A 16,831-nucleotide genomic window follows, 5' to 3' on the forward strand; every position below is an offset into this window, starting at 1 on the left:
GCCGAATACCCCGGTTGTCGACATCAGGAACCTCATTTGTCGCTAATGTTCCGGTGGTAGACGGCGGGGTCCTGGAGGTTGACGGTGCAGCGGAGGGTTTCCGCAGGAGTGCGGGCGGGCGCGGGAGTGGCGGGGGCGCTGCTGCTCCTGACGGCGTGCTCCGGCGGTGAGGACGGTGACGGGGTCACCGTCGGCGGCAAGGGGGAGGCCGGCGCCCCGCAGGTGACGGTCACCCCCGGCAACGGCAGCGGCCAGGCCCACCCCGAGCAGGGGGTCACGGTCCGGGTGACGGGCGGCACGATCGAGCAGGTCACGCTGACCCGCAAGGGCAAGCCGGTGGAGGGGCGGCTGTCGCAGGACCGCACCAGCTGGCAGTCGCGCACCCTGCGGCCCGGCACCCAGTACCAGGTGTCGGCGGTGGCCAAGAGCCCGAAGGGCAAGAGCACCAGCGTGCAGAGCACCTTCACCACCATGAAGGCCCCGGTCGCGCTGAACATCACCGACGTGACGCCCATGCAGGGCGAGAAGGTCGGCGTCGGCATGCCGATCATCGTGACGTTCAACCGCCCGGTGGAGGACAAGCGCGCGGTCGAGCAGGCGCTGGAGGTCAAGTCCACCAAGCCCGCCACCGGCGCGTGGTACTGGACGGCCCCCAACCAGGTGATCTTCCGTACCAAGAACGGCGCCTACTGGCAGGCCAACCAGACGGTCACCCTCCGCGCCCGGCTGGCCGGGGTCAAGGCGGGCAAGCGCACCTACGGGGTGAACGACGTGGCCCGCCGGTTCACCATCGGCGACGCGCACGTGGCCAGGGTCAGCACCAGGACCAAGCGGCTGGTGGCCACCAGCAACGGGCAGCGGGTCAAGAGCTGGCCGATCAGCGCCGGGAAGGGCGGCCGCGTGGTCAACGGCGTCGACACCTTCCTGACCACCAGCGGCATCCACCTGACCATGGGCAAGGAAAACCCGGCGATCATGACGTCGGAGTGGATGGGCGTCGACCCCAAGGACAAGAAGAACGGCGGCTACCGGGAGGTCATCCCGTGGGCCGTGCGGATCTCCAACAGCGGCGAGTACGTCCACTCCATGGCCGCCACGATGTGGGCGCAGGGGCGCCAGAACGTCAGCCACGGCTGCGTCAACTCTCCGCCCGCCTACGCCAAGTGGTTCTACAACTGGTCCTACCGGGGCGACATCGTGATCATCACCGGCAGCGCGCGCCGCCTGGAGTGGAACAACGGGTGGAGCTACTACCAGATGAGCTGGAACCGCTGGGTGAAGGGCAGCGCCCTCGACCGCGAGGTCACCACCTCCTGAACCGCGCCTGCCGAACCACCTCCTGAACCACCCGCCGAACCACCGCCAGGCCGCAGCTTGACCGCGGCCTGACGGTCCGCGCGGCGACCGGCTCCGGCCGGTGCTCGTCGTTGATATGGCGAGATCTCGGGAAATATCCCCAATACGGATTCCCGGAGATCGGACGGCCCATGGTGCATGGAGAACGACGCGCACGGCGTCAGGCGCGGCGCGCGACACCGCGGAACGTGCGCGCAGCCGCACGCCGCAGGCTGCGACGCGGCCGGCGTCGGGTGCTGACGGTCACGCACCGGGGCGTGCGCAGGGTGGCCCTGTGGACGGTGCGGCCGCTGATGCCCGACCGGCCGCCGCCGTGGGACGCGCCCTGGGCCGCGCCGCCGGACGGGCGGCCGGATGGGAGGCCCGGGCCGGACGGCGCGCGGCGGCCGCGCGTGCGGATCCTGCTGCAGCACGCCCACGGGACCGGCGGCACCATCCGCACGGTCCTCAACCTGGCCGGCCACCTGGCCCGGCGGTACGACGTGGAGATCGTCAGCGTGGTCCGCCGCCGGGCCGAACCGTTCTTCCCGATCTCCCCGGACGTGACGGTGCGGTTCGCCGAGGACCGCCGCGTCCCGCCGTCCGGGCGGGTCGAGCGCCTGCTGACGCGGCTGCCGAGCGTGCTGGTGCCCGTCGACGACGCCTCGTTCCGCACCGTGAGCCTGTGGACCGACCTGTGCCTGCTGCGCGCGCTGCGCGGGCCCGCGCCCGACGTGCTGGTCGGCACCCGGCCGTCGCTCAACCTGCTCGCCGCCGAGCTGGGCGGACGCGGCGTGGTCACCGTCGGGCAGGACCACATGAACCTGCCCGCCTACCGGCCCCGCCTGCGCCGCGAGATCGCCCGCGCCTACCGGCGGCTCACCGCGGTGGCCGTGCTGACCGAGGCGTCGCGCGCCGACTACCGGGCCGCGCTGGCGGGCGCGCCGACCCGGGTGGTGCGCATCCCCAACGCGCTGCCGGAGCTGCCCGGCGGGCCGTCCCCCCGCACCGCCAAGGTGATCCTGGCCGCGGGGCGCCTGACCAGGCAGAAGGGGTTCGACCTGCTGCTGCGCGCGTACGCGCCGCTGGCCGCCGCGCACCCCGACTGGACGCTGCGGATCTTCGGCGCGGGCCCCAAGCGCGACGCCCTGCGCGCGACGATCGCCGAACACGGGATGAACGGCCGGGTGCAGCTGCGCGGCCGCACCCCGGACCTGGCCGGGGAGATGACGCGGGCCTCGGTGTACGTGCTGTCGTCGCGGTTCGAGGGCATGCCGATGGTGCTCCTGGAGGCGATGGGCAAGGGCTTGGCGGTGGTGGCGTTCGACTGCCCCACCGGCCCCGGCGAGATGATCACCGACGGCCGCGACGGCCTGGTGGTGCCCGCCGAGGACGTGCCCGCGCTCACCGCCGCGCTGCGCAGGGTGATCGAGGACGCCGACCTGCGCGACCGGCTGGGCGCTCGCGCCGCCGCCACCGCCCGCGGCTACGGCCTCGAGCTGGTCGGCCCCGAGTGGGAGCGGCTGCTGGACGGCCTGCTGGCGGCCCCGCGCGGGCCCGCGCCGGCCGTCCCGCTGGCGTCCGCCCACGCGCTGCTGGGCGTGCTCGGCCTCATGTGACCGAGGAGCGGGCCGGGGCGGCTCAGCCGCGCAGGCCGACGGCCGCGTACATCAGCGCCTGGTCCGGCGGGCGCACCGGGCCCACCGGACGCCACTCGGAGGTGAACACCACGCCCGGCCCCAGCAGCTCCAGGCCGTCGAGGAACGCCGCCACCTCCGCCCGCCCGCGCGGCACCAGCGGCGTGCCGCAGCCCGCCGCGTACAGCGACGCGGCCTCGGCCACCGCGGCGGGCGCCGGGTCGGCGGTGAGGTGGGAGACCGCCAGGGCGCTGCCCGGCGGCATGGCGCGGCGCAGCCCGGCGGCCAGCTCGTGCGGGCGGTCGGCGGCGGCGAGGTGGTGCAGCACGCTCGTCAGCAGCACGCCGACGGGGCGGGTCCAGTCCAGCGGCGCGGCGACCGTCACCGCCTCCAGCAGCCCGTCGTGGTCGCGCAGGTCGGCGCGGACCACGCTGACGTTGCCGTCGTCGGCCAGCAGCGCCCGGGCGTGCGACAGCACGATCGGGTCGTGGTCGACGTACACCACCCGCGCGCCGGGCACGTGGCGCTGGGCGATCTGGTGGACGTTCTCGCCGGTCGGCAGGCCGCAGCCGATGTCGACGAACTGGGCGACGCCGTGCTCGGCCAGCGCGCGCACGGCCCGTCCGACGAACGCGCGGTTCTCCCGGGCGGCCGTGCGGGCGTGCGGCTGGACCCGCAGCAGCAGGTCGGCCAGGTCGCGGTCGGCGGCGTAGTTGTCCTTGCCGCCCAGCAGCAGGTCGTAGAACCGCGCCGGGTTCGCCTCGCCCGCCGTCGCCCACGGCCTGGACCGTGCGGACGCGGGCGCCGGCGGCGCCGCGGTGGCGGTCTCCGGCTCGCTCATCGCCGTTCCGCCGGTCCGTCGTGGCACCTGGCCGGCCCGCGAGACGTCGCCCCGTGGTGGCCCCCGGCTCCGCCGTGGTACGTGGCCCCGTCATGGGACGTGGACCCGTCGTCGAACATGGTCACCTCACCCTCGGCTCGACAGCCGACCCCCGTCGGCGGCGGGCGGCCCACCGTGTCGCCGGCGGCGACCGGGTGGGACGGGTCCGGCGGGAACGTGGGGAGCGCTCCCCGTCCCAGGGCCGCATACCGATCATCCCCTGACTCACCCGAGAAAACCGACCTTCCACCCCTTATTGACAGGTGACCGCATCCGGCCGGACGGCCCCGACGATCCCGACGCCCCCCACGACCCCGCGCGCCGACTGGGGGCCCGTGAGGTGAATCGACGCCCGCGAACGGGGAACCGGAGGGGGACCCGGACCGTACGCCGAGAGGGGGCACCGTGCCCGACATCGACGACGTGACGCGGCTGGCCCTGCCGATCGAGGAGGAGGCGGACCTCGACCCGGTGCTGGACCGGATCGGGGACGCGCGCTGCGTGCTGCTCGGCGAGGCGAGCCACGGCACCCACGAGTACTACGCCTGGCGGGCGGCGCTCACCCGGCGGCTGATCGTCGAACGGGGGTTCTCGTTCGTCGCGGTCGAGGGCGACTGGCCCGACTGCTGGCGGGTCCACCGCAGCGTGACCGGGGCGCCCGGCGCGGACGGCGACCCGTACGCGGCGCTGGACGCCTACCGCCGCTGGCCCACCTGGATGTGGGCCAACCACGAGACGGTCGCGTTCTGCCGCTGGCTGCGCGGGCACAACGCCGCCCTGCCGCCCGAGCGGCGCGCCGGCTTCTACGGGCTCGACGTCTACAGCCTGTGGGACTCCCTGCGCGCCGTCATGCTGCACCTGGCCGAGCACCGGCCCGAGTACCTGGCGACCGCGCGCGAGGCGTACCGGTGCTTCGAGCCGTACGGCGACGACCCGCGCGCCTACGCCCGGCTGGTGCCCGAGGACTGCGCGGACGAGGTGCTCGCCCTGCTCACCCGGCTGCGGCGGCCGGCGGGCGGCGGGCGCGCCGTCGACCCGGCCGAGCAGCTGAACGCCCGGCAGAACGCCGAGGTCGCCGCGGGCGCCGAACGCTACTACCGCGCCATGATCGGCGGTGGGGAGCGGTCATGGAACGTGCGCGACACGCACATGGCCGACACCCTGGACCGGCTGCTGGAGTTCCACGGCCCGCGCTCGCGCGCCGTGGTGTGGGCGCACAACACCCATGTCGGCGACGCCCGCGGCACCGACATGGGCCGCGCGGGCCTGGTCAACATCGGCCGGCTCGCCCGGGACCGGCACGGCACCGCCGGCACGGTGCTGGCCGGGTTCGCGGGCGGGCACGGCGAGGTGGTCGCCGCGCCGCGCTGGGGCGCGCCGATGGAGGTCATGCGGGTGCCGCCGCCGCGTTCGGACTCGGTCGAGGCGCTGCTGTCCGGCACGGGCCTGCACCGCGCCCTGTTCGTGTTCTCCGACGAGCCCGACGCCCGGTGGCTGACCGCCACCCGCACCCAGCGCGCCATCGGCGTGGTGTACGACCCTGACCACGAGCTGGGCAACTACGTCCCAACCCGCCTCGGCGAACGCTACGACGTGCTGTGCTGGTTCGCCCATACCTCCGCGCTGGATCCGCTGCACCTGGAGGCGTCCCGGCGCGGTGAGCTGGAGACCCTGCCGACGGGCGTGTGACGCGGCGCCCGCCCTGCGATGCCGCCGTTTCGGCCTGCCGGAGACGGTCGTTTTGCCTGTCCGTCTCCGGGCAGGGGCGGGGAAGTGTCCGTTATGACCGACGAGGGGGAACGTCATGACCGGCGACATGTTCGGACACGGGGCGTTCGGCTCCGATCCGTTCGAGGACTTCTTCGCCCGCTTCTTCGGTCCCGGTTACACCCGCAGGCCGATGCACCGCATCGACATCGGGCGGCTGATGAACGAGGAGGCGCGGGAGGCGGTGCGGGACGCGGCGGCCAAGGCCGCCGAGTGGGGGAGCCGCGACCTGGACACCGATCACCTGCTGTGGGCGCTGACCCGGCAGGACGCCACGCGCCGGCTGCTGGAGCGCGCGGGGACCGAACCGGACACCATCGCCCGCGCGGTCGAGTCCGAGGTGTCGCGCGGCCAGCCCCGTGACACGCCGCCCGTGCTGACGCCCGCGGGCAAGCGCGCGCTGCTGGACGCCCACCAGATCTCCCGGGCCCTCGGCGCGTCCTACATCAGCCCCGAGCACCTGTTGTACGCGTTGCCGTTGAATCCCGAGTCGCCCGCGGGACGCATCCTGGCCAGGGTGCGGCTGACGCCCGAGACGCTCCAGGAGGCGGGCTCCGGGGGCGGTCCGGGCGGGCAGGGCGCACCGCCGCCCACCGGCACGCCGACGCTGGACGAGTTCGGCCGCGACCTGACCGCGATGGCGCGGGAGGGCGCCATCGACCCCGTGGTGGGCCGCGACGAGCAGATCGAGCAGACGATCGAGGTGCTGTCGCGCCGCACCAAGAACAACCCGGTGCTGATCGGCGACCCCGGCGTCGGCAAGACCGCGATCGTGGAGGGCATCGCCCAGCGCGTCGCCGACGGCGAGGTGCCCGAGACGCTGCGCGCCACCCGGGTCGTCCAGCTCGACATGGCAGGCGTGGTGGCCGGCACCCGCTACCGGGGCGACTTCGAGGAACGCCTCAAGAAGATCATCGACGAGATCCGCGAGCACTCGGGCGACCTGATCGTGTTCATCGACGAGATGCACACCGTGGTCGGCGCGGGCGGCGCCGAGGGCGCGATGAACGCCGGGAACATGCTCAAGCCCGCGCTGGCCCGCGGCGAGCTGCACATCATCGGCGCGACCACGATCGACGAGTACCGCAAGCAGGTGGAGAAGGACGCGGCGCTGGAGCGGCGGTTCCAGCCGATCCTGGTGCCCGAGCCGTCCGTCGAGGACACCATCGAGATCCTGCGCGGCCTGCGCGACCGCTACGAGGCCCACCACCAGGTGCGCTTCACCGACGAGGCGCTGGTGGCCGCCGCCCGGCTGGCCGACCGCTACATCACCGACCGGTTCCTGCCCGACAAGGCGATCGACCTGGTGGACCAGGCGGGCGCGCGGGTGCGGCTGCGGGTGCGCACCCCGGCCGCCGACGTGCGGCAGCTGGAGCAGGAGCTGGAGCGCCGCCGCCGGGAGAAGGACCACGCCGTCGCCGCCGAGCAGTACGAACGCGCCTCGGCGCTGCGCGACGAGATCCAGGACCTGGAGCGGCGGGTGGGCCAGGCGCAGCAGCGCGGCACCGACCCGCACGCCGTCCCCGAGGTCACCGAGGTCGACATCGCCGAGATCGTCTCGCGCACCACCGGCGTCCCGGTCTCCCAGCTCACCGAGGAGGAGCGCGAGCGGCTGCTGCGGCTGGAGGAGCACCTGCGCCGGCGCGTGATCGGGCAGGACGAGGCGGTCACGGCCGTCGCCGAGGCGGTGCGGCGCTCGCGGTCCGGCCTGGCCGACCCGAACCGGCCGATCGGCAGCTTCCTGTTCCTCGGCCCGACCGGGGTGGGCAAGACCGAGCTGGCCCGCGCGCTGGCCGAGGCGCTGTTCGGATCGTCCGACCGGATGATCCGCTTCGACATGAGCGAGTTCCAGGAGCGGCACACCGTCAGCCGCCTGATGGGCGCCCCGCCCGGCTACGTCGGCTACGAGGAGGCCGGGCAGCTCACCGACGCGGTGCGGCGCACCCCGTACGCGGTGGTCCTGCTCGACGAGATCGAGAAGGCCCACCAGGACGTGTTCAACGTGCTGCTGCAGGTGCTGGACGACGGGCGGCTGACCGACGCGCAGGGCCGCACCGTCGACTTCAAGAACACCATCGTGATCATGACGAGCAACCTCGGCTCGGAACTGATCACCGGGGGCGGCGGGGGCGTCGGCTTCACCACCGAGTCCGGGGCCGTGGACGCCGCGCTGCGCGAGCGGGTCATGCGGCGGCTGCGCGAGTCGCTGCGGCCGGAGTTCCTCAACCGCATCGACGAGATCATCGTGTTCCGCCGGCTCGGCGCCGAGCAGCTGCGGCAGATCACCGACCTGCTGCTGGAGGAGACCCGGCGCCGCCTGCACGCCCAGGACGTCACCGTCGAGTTCACCACCGAGGCGGTGGACTGGCTGGCCGAGCGCGGTTTCCAGCCCGAGTTCGGCGCCCGCCCGCTGCGCCGCACCATCCAGCGCGAGGTCGACAACCCGCTGTCGACGATGCTGCTGGACGGGCGGCTGCACTCCGGGCAGCACGTGCGGGTCCGGGTGGCCGACGGCCGCCTGTCCTTCGACACCGAAGTCCCGCAGACCGCGGGCGTCTGAGCCGCGGTCTGCGGGACCTCGGGCGTCCGGGCCGCGGCCGCCTCACCCGCCGGTGACGCTCTGGAGGTGCACGACCTTGACGGCGGTCATCTCGTCCAGCAGGTCGGGCCCGTAGCCGAACCCCCGGCCGCTGGCCCGGCGCGGCGTGGCCGACCCGCCGGGCGCCCCGCCGAACACCGCGTTGATCTTCACGGTGCCGACCGGCAGCGCCCGCCAGGCGCGCTGCGCGTGCGCCATGTCCGTGGTCAGCACCGTGGCGGCCAGCCCGTACCGGGAGCGGCACGCCTCGTCCAGGGCCTCGTCGAACGACCCCACCGTGCGCACCGGCGCGACCGGGCCGAACGTCTCCTCGGCCATGACCGCCATGTCGTCGGTGCAGCCGGCCAGCACGGTCGCCGGGTAGAAGCAGCCGGGCCCGTCGGGGATCCGCCCGCCCGCCAGCAGCCGGGCGCCCTCGGCGACGGCCTTCTCGACGTGCTCGTGCACCTGCGCGCGGTGCCGCGCGTCGACCAGCGGCCCCAGTCCGGTGGCCGGGTCCGCGCCCGGCCCGGTGCGCAGCCCGCGCGCCCGCTCGGCCAGCGCCGCGAGGAACTCCTCGGCGACGTCCCGGTGCGCGTACACCCGTTCGACCGACGTGCAGATCTGCCCGGCGTTGGCGAAGCAGCCGGTGGCCGCCTGCTCGGCCGCCCACCGCGGGTCCACGCCCGCGTCGACGATCAGCGGGTCGCAGCCGCCGTTCTCCAGCAGCGCCCTGGCCCCGTTGCGGGCGGCCAGCCCGGCGATGCGGCGGCCGGTCGCCGACGACCCGACGTGCGCGACGACGTCGACGCCCGGATGCCCGGCCAGCGCCGCGCCCGTGCTCGCGTCGCCGCTGACGACGTTGAGCACGCCGTCCGGCAGGCACCCGGCCAGCAGCTCGGCCAGCAGCGCGCCGGTGTGCGGGGTGCGCTCGGACGGCTTGTGCACGACGGTGTTGCCGGTCGCCAGCGCCGCGCCGAGCAGCCCGCACGCGATCGCCACCGGGTCGTTCCACGGGGTGATCACCGCGACCGTCCCGTACGGCTCGCGCACCATGAAGTCGGCCGCGTCCCGGCCGCCCTGCAGGCTGCGGGCGCCGTGCAGCGGACCCAGCTCGGCGTACTGCCGCAGCGTTCCCGCGCCCGCCTCGACGCCGCCGCGCGCGTCGCCGGCCGGCTTGCCCATCTCGGCCGTGGTGAGCCGGGCCAGCTCGTCGGCGTGCTCGTCCACCGCCCGCGCGGCCGCGTGCAGCGCCGCCCCGCGTTCGGCGGCGGGTGCGGCGGCCCACCCGGGCGCCGCCGCGACCGCCGCGGCGACCGCCTCGTCCACGTCCGCCGCGGTCCCCACCGGAACCGTGCCCAGCGCGTCCCCGGTCGCCGGATCGCGGACCTCGAACGCCTCCCGCGCACGGCCCCGGCTCCACCGCCCGTCCACGAGCATCCACCTGTCGTGCGGTCGCAACGCTGTTCCTCCCCATCACGGTCGTCGGCCGACCGCAGGTGCCTACCCGGCCGAACGTCCGTGATTCGCGGAGATCAGCCGCGGTTGGGATCCCCGGGGCCCAGGGCCGGGCCGTGGTCGAAGCGGAAACGGGGGCCGGGCAGCCCGCTGCGCCTGCGCTCGGTGAACACCTGGCGCCGGCGCTCCGCGCCCAGGAAGCCGGCCACCTCGTCGCGGAGGCGGGGCAGCATCGCGTACAGCACGTCGCCGGGGCAGGCGGTGGCGTTGTAGTCGCGGTGCCCGACGATCGCGGTGTAGGGGTTCAGGCCGTACACGTCGCACAGCCACGCGCACGTCTCGACCAACCGGACCCAGAGGGCGGCCGTGGGCTGCACGGTCATGTAGAGGCCCTCGTTCTCGATCCCGATCGTGTGGTCGTTGTGGCTGGCGGTGTGCGCGCCGACGACGTGGTCGCCCGCCTGGACGGCCGCGAGGCTGCGGTTGCGTCCCTCCATCAGATGACCGCCGCGGCTGATGGTGAGCTGCTGCCCGGTGTCGTCCCAGCCGTTGGAGTCCATGTGGAAGTTCTGGATCGACCGTGACAGCGCGAACGCCGCGGCCAGCGAGTAGTCGGTGGAGTTGGCCGTGGCGGTGTGGTGGACGACGATGTGGTCGGGGGCGCGGTCCAGCACGGTCGCGGCGCGGCGCGGAGCGCGGGCGCTCCACTCGGCGCGGGTGTAGACGCGGGGGGCCGCGAGGGCGGCCGACGGCAGCACGGGCGCGGCGCCGAGCAGGGCCCCGCCGGCCACCGTGGCGGCTCCCTTGAGCATGGTGCGACGGTCCAGGCGGATGACTTCGGACATGAGCGGGGGCTCCTCGCGAGTCGATCGGCCGGTCGAAGATGACCTTGCGGGGACGGTAACCCAGAAACCCGTCGGTCAGAAGGGGCCCGAGGGGCCCCTGTTAAATGAACCGTTTGTGACCAGGGTGAGCATTCGAAGAAAAGCGGGTTTGCCCATACGCCGCGCGGGACGCGGCCGTCGCGCTTTCTACCGGGGCGTGACTCTACCGGCGCTATACCGCCGCTCGCCTGACCTCAGTAAAGCTTGCGGTCATCGTCGTCCGGACGACGATGCCAGGAGCCGAGGAGAAGCGACGAGGGGAATGTCTTCATTCAGCACGGCGGCGGCCGGGCTCGTGGACCGTCCACCCACGGACATGTGCCGGCCGAATCCGGCGCGCGTCCACGCCTACTGGCTGGGCGGCAAGGACCACTACGCCGCCGACCGCGAGGAGGCCGAGCGGATCCTGGCGGTGGCGCCGCGGTTGCGCGACGTCGCCCTGGCCAACCGCGGGTTCATGGAACGGTCGGTGCGGTGCCTGGCCGGCCGCGGCGTCGCCCAGTTCCTCGACCTCGGCGCCGGCCTGCCCGCCTGCCCCAGCGTCTACGAGGTCGCCAGGTCGGTGAACCCGGACGCGCGCGTCGCCTACGTCGACAACGACCCGGTGGTGGCCTGCCACGGCCGGGCGCTGCTGGCCGTGGACGGCGCCGCCGCGATGGTCGAGGCCGACCTGCGCGACCCCGCCGCGCTGCTGGAACGCGACGAGCTGCGGCGGCTGATCGACCTGGACCGGCCGGTCGCGGTCCTGCTGCTGTTCGTGCTGGACTACATCGCCGACGCCGACGACCCCGCCGGGATCGTCGCCGAGCTGGCCGCCCGGCTCGCCCCCGGCAGCCACCTGGTCCTCTCCCACTTCTCCGACGACCTCGGCGGTCCCGGCGGCCGCCGCACGCTGGCGGCGTCGATGCGGCGCCACGACATCGCGATGTTCCCGCGCGGCCGCGAGGAGATCCGCGGCCTGTTCGCCGGTCTGGACCTGCTGGAGCCCGGCCTGACCCGGCTGCCGGTGGGACGGCGCCGCCGGGGCGCGGCCGCCCCGGCGACCGCGGGCGGCACGCGGGTGTGCGGCTACGGCGGTATGGCGTGCACGAGGACGGGAACGCGATGGACATGACGATCGCGACCGCCGTGGGACGGGTGCTGGCCGGGCTCGGCGCGCGCCGCTGCTTCGGCGTGGTCGGGTCCGGCAACTTCCACGTGACCAACGCGCTGGCCGAGGCGGGGGTGCGGTTCGTCGCGGCCCGCCACGAGACCAACGCGGTGACCATGGCCGACGCCTACGCCCGGCTGACCGGGGAGCTGACGCTGGTCAGCGTGCACCCCGGGCCGGGCCTGGCCAACGCGGTCAACGGCGTGGCCGAGGCCGCCAAGAGCCGCACCCCGCTGCTGGTGCTGGCCGGGGACACCGCCAACGGCGCGCTGCGCTCCAACTTCCACATCGACCAGGCCGGCCTGGTCACCGCCGTCGGCGCGGTGGCCGAACGGCTGTTCTCGCCCGCGACCGCCCCGGCCGACGCCGAGCGCGCCGCGCGGCGGGCCCTCGCCGAGCGCCGCACCGTCGTGCTCAACATGCCGCTGGACGTCCAGGCCGCCGCCGCGTCCGCGCCCGCCGCGCCGCCCGCCCGCCTCGAGCCGGCCGGGGTGCCCCACCCGTCCCCCGACCGGATCGAGGCGCTGGCCGACGCGGTGGCGCGGGCCCGCCGCCCGCTGGTGATCGCCGGACGCGGCGCGCTGGTGTCCGGCGCCCGCGACGCGCTCGTCGACCTGGCCGACGCGACCGGCGCGCTGCTGGCCACCTCGGCGTGCGCGCACGGCATGTTCGCCGGTCACCCCTGGGCGCTGGGGATCGCGGGCGGGTTCTCCTCGCCCGCCGCGGCCGACCTGATCCGCCGCAGCGACCTGCTGCTCGGCTTCGGGGTGTCGTTCACGCAGTGGACGACCCGGCACGGCGCGCTGATCGGCGAGGACGCCACCGTCGCGCAGGTCGACGTGGAGCGCGACCGGCTGGGCCGGCAGCGTCCGGTCGACCTGCCCGTGCTCGGGGACGCCCGCGCCACGGCCACCGCGCTGGCCGGGGAACTGCGCGCCCGCGGGCACCGTCCCGCCGGGGTCCGCGGCGACGCCACCGCGCGGACGATCGCCGAGGGCTCCAACGACGCCGCCCCGTACACCGACACCTCCACCGGCCGGCACATCGACCCGCGCACCCTCACCAAGGCCGTCGACGAGATCCTGCCCGCCGAACGCGTCGTCGCCCTGGACTCCGGCCACTTCATGGGCTGGCCGGCCCGGCACCTGGGCGTGCCCGACGAACGCGGATGGGTGTTCACCCAGGCCTTCCAGTCGATCGGGCTCGGCCTGGCCTCCGCGATCGGCGCGGCCGTGGCGCGGCCCGACCGGCTGGCGGTGGCGGCGCTCGGCGACGGCGGCTTCTGGATGGGCCTGGCCGACCTGGAGACCGCGGTCCGGCTCGGCCTGCGCCTGTTCGTGCTGGTGTACGACGACGCGGCGTACTCGGCGGAGGTGCACCACTTCGGGCCCATGGGGCATCCGACGGCGCTGGTGGAGTTCCCCGACCGCGACATCGCCGCCGTCGCCCGCGGGCACGGCGCGCGCGGCGCGGTGGTCCGCACGCTCGACGACCTGGCGCCGGTCCGCCGGTGGGTGGCCGAGGGCGCGCCCGGCGTGTTCGTCGCCGACGCCAAGATCACCCCGGACCTGGTCGCGGACTGGCTGGAGGAGGCGTTCCGCGGCGAACACTGAATCCGGCGGAACCCGTCCGCGGAACGGGTTGACCTGTTTCGGTCGGACGAGCGGAACGCCTGGTAAATGGCCGCCATTCCGGCCGGGAAATTCCTTGGCACGTTCCCATCAACGCGGTTTCCGGCGTCCCGCCGCACCGGCCGCCGAAGATCTGGAAGGCTCGTTCCCACCATGGGATCTGCGGCTCAGGACCGGTGCGGAGCGTGATGGCATGCGATACCGCGTGCTCGGTGCGCTCGAACTGCGCGAAGGCGACCGGTGGAATGCGCTCGGCCCGGCCAAGTGGCGAATGCTGCTGGCGGTTCTGCTGTGCCATGCCGGCCAGGTCGTCCCCACCGAACGGCTCGTCGGGGAACTGTGGGGCGAGAAGCCGCCGCGCAGCGCGGGCAAGGTGCTGCAGGGGTACGTGTCCCGGCTGCGGCGCGCGCTCGGCGACGAGTCCGGGCGCACGCTCGTCACGCACATGCGCGGCTACCAGGCGTACGGCTACCGGCTCGTCGTGGGCGCCGCCGAGTTCGACGCGCAGGTCTTCGAGCGGCTGATCGAGGAGGGCCGCGGGCACCTGGCCGCCGGGGACGCCGACGCCGCCGCCGTCCGGCTGGGCGAGGCGCTCGACCTGTGGCGCGGCACCCCGTTCGCCGACGTCCCGCCCACACCGGCCGTGGAGACCGAGGCGGCGCGGCTGGAGGCCTGCCACCTGCAGGCGCTGGAGGCGCAGGCCGAGGCCGAGCTGCGGCGCGGCCGCCACGACGCCGTCGTCAGCAGGCTGGAGACCCTGGTCGCCGCCCACCCGCTGCGCGAGGGGCTGCGCGGGCGGCTCATGCTGGCGCTGTACCGGGCGGGACGCCGGGTCGACGCGCTGGAGACCTACCAGGACCTGCGCCGCGTCCTGGTCGAGGAGCTGGGCGTGGAACCGGGGCCGGCGCTGCGGGGGCTGCACCAGCAGATCCTCGCGGCCGATCCCGCGCTCACGCAGCCGCCCACGGCCGGCCGTCCGGGGCCGCGCGACGCCGGCGCCGCGACGGGCGTGCGGCCGCAGCCGTGGGCGCCGGTCACCTCGTTCGTCGGCCGTGAGAGCGAACTCGGCCGCCTGCGCGGGCTGCTGGCGCGCGGCCGCATGGTGACGCTGGTCGGCCCGGGCGGCGCGGGCAAGACGCGGCTGGCCCTGGAAACCCTGCGGGCGCTGGACGCCGACGCCGACCCGATCCGCGCCGACGGCGCGTTCGTCGTCGACCTGTCCGCCCGCCGGGCCGGAGACGACCTGGCGCACGCCCTGCTGGCGGCGCTGCAGCTGGCCACGGGCGCCTCCTACGGGCCGCCGGGGCGCGGCCCGTCGGACGCGGCGCTGGTGGCCGCGCTCACCGGGCGGCGGGTGCTGTTCGTCCTGGACAACTGCGACCACCTGCTCGACGACGCCGCCGAGCTGGCGTACACGCTGCTGACCCGCACCGAGGGCACCGTCCTGCTGGCCACCGGCCGCGAGGCGCTCGGCGTGTCCGGCGAGACCGCCATGCCCGTCGGCCCGCTGGCCGTTCCGCCCGCGGACGACCCCGACGCCGCCGACCCCGAGGCGGTGCTGCGGTACGCGGCGGTGCGGCTGTTCGTCGACCGCGCCCGCGCCGCCGACTCCGGCTTCGCCCTCACCCCGGACATGTGCCCCGACGTCGCCTCGATCTGCCGCCGCCTGGACGGCCTGCCGCTGGCGATCGAGCTGGCCGCCGCGCGGGTGCGGGCCCTCACCCCGCGCCAGATCGCCGAGCTGCTGGCCGACCGGTTCCGGCTGCTGGCGGGCGGTGCCCGCACCACCGCGCGGCACCGCACCCTGGAGGCCGCCGTCGACTGGAGCCACGAACTGCTGGACGAGCAGGCCCGCGAGGTGTTCGCCTACCTGTCGGCGTTCCGCGGCGGGTTCCGGCTCGACGCCGCCCAGCGGCTGGGCGTGGGCCTGGGCGTGTGCCCGCCCACCATGACCGACCTGGTGCTGCGCCTGGTCGACAAGTCGCTGCTGCAGGCGCTGCCCGGCGACGACGGCGCGATGCGCTACCGCATGCTGGAGACGCTGCGCGAGTACGCCGCCGCCCGGCTGGCCGAGCGCGGCCGCGCCGACGACACCGCCCACCACCACGCCGAGCTGTACGTCCGGCTCGCCGAGCAGCAGGCCCCCGCGCTGCGGTCGGCGGGACAGGCCCGCGCCTTCCGCCTGCTGGAACGCGAGGACGACAACCTGCGCGCCGCCTTCGACTTCTGCTGCCGCACCGGACGCCACGAGCTCGCGCTGCGGCTGGTCGCCGCCCTCGGCTGGTACCTGTGGATACGCGGCGAACGCGTCTTCGGCTGGGCGGGCGTGCTGCGCGCCCTGCGGGTCCGCCCGGCCGAGCAGGACCCGCTGCACCGCGCCCGCGCCCTGATCTGGTCGTGCCACCTCGGCGCCACCGGCACCGTGCGGAACGACGAGGACGCCCGCGCGGCCGCCGAGCACGGCCGCGAGGCCCGCGCCATCCTGCGGGAACTGGGGATGACCGGCGAACCGGAGTACGCGCTGTGCGCCCTGGTGACGGCCTACGCCTGCTACCGCATCGAGGCGCCCGCGGAGGGTGACGCCTGGATCGGCGAGTCGCTCCGGCTGTCGGACGAGCTGGGCGACCCGTGGCTGCTGGGCTGCTCGACCACGGTCGCCGGCATCGGGCACGTGCTGCGCGGCGAGTTCCGCGAGGCCGAGCCGCGGCTGCGCGCCGGCGTCCGGCACTACCGCGCCGCCGGGGACGCCTGGGGCGAGCACCGCTCGCTGATCTGGCTGAGCCGCATGTACGACGCGACCGGCGACCTGGGCCGCGCCGAGGAGGCGGCCGAGTCCGCGCTGGCCCTGGTGCGCGGGCTGGACCTCGGCGAGGCCGCCGCGCCGCTGCTGGGCTGGCTGGCGCGGCTGCGGCTGCTGCGCGGCGACCAGCCCGCCGCGGAGGCGCACCTGGCGGCGGTGGCGCGGATGCGGTGGTGGCACGCCGGCGCGGAGGCCGCCGCCTGGGTGACGCAGGGCAGGGCGATGATCGCCGACCTTGCGGGCACGGGAGGCGGCGCGACGGCGGAGGCGGCCGGGACGTACCGGGAGGCGGCGCGGCTGCTGCGCGTCGCGGGCTTGACCGTGTACGCCGTCGAGAGCCTGTGCCGCCGCGCCGTGCTGCTGTCGCGCTCCGCCGAGGACGCGGCGCGCGGTCCCGTCCCGGAGCGGGTGCTGGAGGCGCTCGCCGAGGCCGCGCGGCTGGCCGCCCCCTGCGGCGACCGCCGCGCCGCTGCGCTCGTCCTGGACTCGATGGCCCTGATGGACCCGGACGGGCCCGACGCGTCCCGGCGGCTCATGCTCGCCGACGAGCTGTGGGAGCGCTGCGGCGGCCGGCGCTGCCCGCCGGCCGAGGCCGACATCGCACGCATCCGCACCCTGCTGCCCGCTCCCGGGCCGCTGCAGGCGGGCGCCGCCCCCGAGGCCGTGGCGCGCGGCGTGGTGGCCGCCGTCGCCGAACGCTGCCCTTGAACG

General features: G+C 75.4%; 10 protein-coding genes. 7 read left to right on the forward strand and 3 right to left on the reverse strand.

The window, feature by feature from the left end; all coding sequences use genetic code 11:
* Window positions 1–84: 84 nt before the first annotated feature.
* Window positions 85–1,317 carry an Ig-like domain-containing protein gene (locus ABZ801_RS13725; protein ID WP_360697217.1) on the forward strand — a complete coding sequence of 411 codons (1,233 nt, stop codon included), beginning with the start codon at window positions 85–87 and terminating at the stop codon, window positions 1,315–1,317.
* A 296-nt stretch (window positions 1,318–1,613) separates the two neighbouring features.
* Window positions 1,614–2,954 (forward strand): glycosyltransferase family 4 protein, encoded by a 1,341-nt coding sequence (locus tag ABZ801_RS13730; RefSeq protein ID WP_360697220.1) that lies wholly within the window; start codon window positions 1,614–1,616, stop codon window positions 2,952–2,954.
* A gap of 22 nt (window positions 2,955–2,976) precedes the next feature.
* On the opposite strand, the gene ABZ801_RS13735 is transcribed toward ABZ801_RS13730, so the two are convergent.
* Complete coding sequence (locus ABZ801_RS13735) at window positions 2,977–3,813, reverse strand: SAM-dependent methyltransferase (RefSeq protein ID WP_360697223.1); 837 nt, start codon at window positions 3,811–3,813, stop codon at window positions 2,977–2,979.
* 444 nt (window positions 3,814–4,257) lie between these two features.
* Between ABZ801_RS13735 and ABZ801_RS13740 the strand changes: the two genes are divergently transcribed.
* Together ABZ801_RS13740 and ABZ801_RS13745 are read left to right on the forward strand one after the other, a co-directional pair.
* The gene (locus ABZ801_RS13740) at window positions 4,258–5,541 is read left to right on the forward strand and encodes an erythromycin esterase family protein (RefSeq protein WP_360697226.1); all 1,284 of its coding nucleotides are present in this window, start codon (window positions 4,258–4,260) and stop codon (window positions 5,539–5,541) included.
* A gap of 115 nt (window positions 5,542–5,656) precedes the next feature.
* Window positions 5,657–8,179: an ATP-dependent Clp protease ATP-binding subunit gene (locus ABZ801_RS13745; protein WP_360697228.1), complete on the forward strand. Its 2,523-nt coding sequence runs from the start codon at window positions 5,657–5,659 to the stop codon at window positions 8,177–8,179.
* 42 nt (window positions 8,180–8,221) lie between these two features.
* On the opposite strand, the gene ABZ801_RS13750 is transcribed toward ABZ801_RS13745, so the two are convergent.
* Together ABZ801_RS13750 and ABZ801_RS13755 are read right to left on the reverse strand one after the other, a co-directional pair.
* Window positions 8,222–9,658 (reverse strand): aldehyde dehydrogenase family protein, encoded by a 1,437-nt coding sequence (locus ABZ801_RS13750; protein WP_360697231.1) that lies wholly within the window; start codon window positions 9,656–9,658, stop codon window positions 8,222–8,224.
* A gap of 74 nt (window positions 9,659–9,732) precedes the next feature.
* Entirely contained in the window at window positions 9,733–10,500 is a 768-nt protein-coding gene (locus tag ABZ801_RS13755) for a peptidoglycan recognition family protein (protein WP_360697234.1), read from the reverse strand.
* Between the two features lie 301 nt (window positions 10,501–10,801).
* Here ABZ801_RS13755 and ABZ801_RS13760 point away from each other — a divergent pair, with 301 nt between their 5' ends.
* The 3 genes from ABZ801_RS13760 (at window position 10,802) to ABZ801_RS13770 (ending at window position 16,828) form a co-directional block, all read left to right on the forward strand.
* A complete protein-coding gene (locus ABZ801_RS13760; RefSeq protein ID WP_360697237.1) occupies window positions 10,802–11,653 on the forward strand; it encodes an SAM-dependent methyltransferase in 852 nt (283 codons plus the stop codon).
* Entirely contained in the window at window positions 11,644–13,302 is a 1,659-nt protein-coding gene (locus ABZ801_RS13765) for a thiamine pyrophosphate-binding protein (RefSeq protein WP_360697240.1), read from the forward strand. The genes ABZ801_RS13760 and ABZ801_RS13765 overlap by 10 nt, the downstream gene beginning before the upstream one ends.
* A gap of 211 nt (window positions 13,303–13,513) precedes the next feature.
* Window positions 13,514–16,828, forward strand: a complete 3,315-nt coding sequence (locus ABZ801_RS13770; protein ID WP_360697243.1) for a BTAD domain-containing putative transcriptional regulator — start codon at window positions 13,514–13,516, stop codon at window positions 16,826–16,828.
* Window positions 16,829–16,831: the final 3 nt, after the last annotated feature.

The organism is Actinomadura sp. NPDC047616 (assembly GCF_040642915.1).
Classification (GTDB): Bacteria; Actinomycetota; Actinomycetes; order Streptosporangiales; family Streptosporangiaceae; genus Spirillospora; species Spirillospora miaoliensis.

Excerpts from the sequence above, each read along its gene's own strand:
- ABZ801_RS13735 (WP_360697223.1), bottom strand. The coding sequence starts at position 3,813 with ATGAGCGAGCCGGAGACCGCCACCGCGGCGCCGCCGGCGCCCGCGTCC.
- ABZ801_RS13745 (WP_360697228.1), top strand. The coding sequence starts at position 5,657 with ATGACCGGCGACATGTTCGGACACGGGGCGTTCGGCTCCGATCCGTTC.
- ABZ801_RS13755 (WP_360697234.1), bottom strand. The coding sequence starts at position 10,500 with ATGTCCGAAGTCATCCGCCTGGACCGTCGCACCATGCTCAAGGGAGCC.
- ABZ801_RS13760 (WP_360697237.1), top strand. The coding sequence starts at position 10,802 with ATGTCTTCATTCAGCACGGCGGCGGCCGGGCTCGTGGACCGTCCACCC.
- ABZ801_RS13765 (WP_360697240.1), top strand. The coding sequence starts at position 11,644 with ATGGACATGACGATCGCGACCGCCGTGGGACGGGTGCTGGCCGGGCTC.
- ABZ801_RS13770 (WP_360697243.1), top strand. The coding sequence starts at position 13,514 with ATGCGATACCGCGTGCTCGGTGCGCTCGAACTGCGCGAAGGCGACCGG.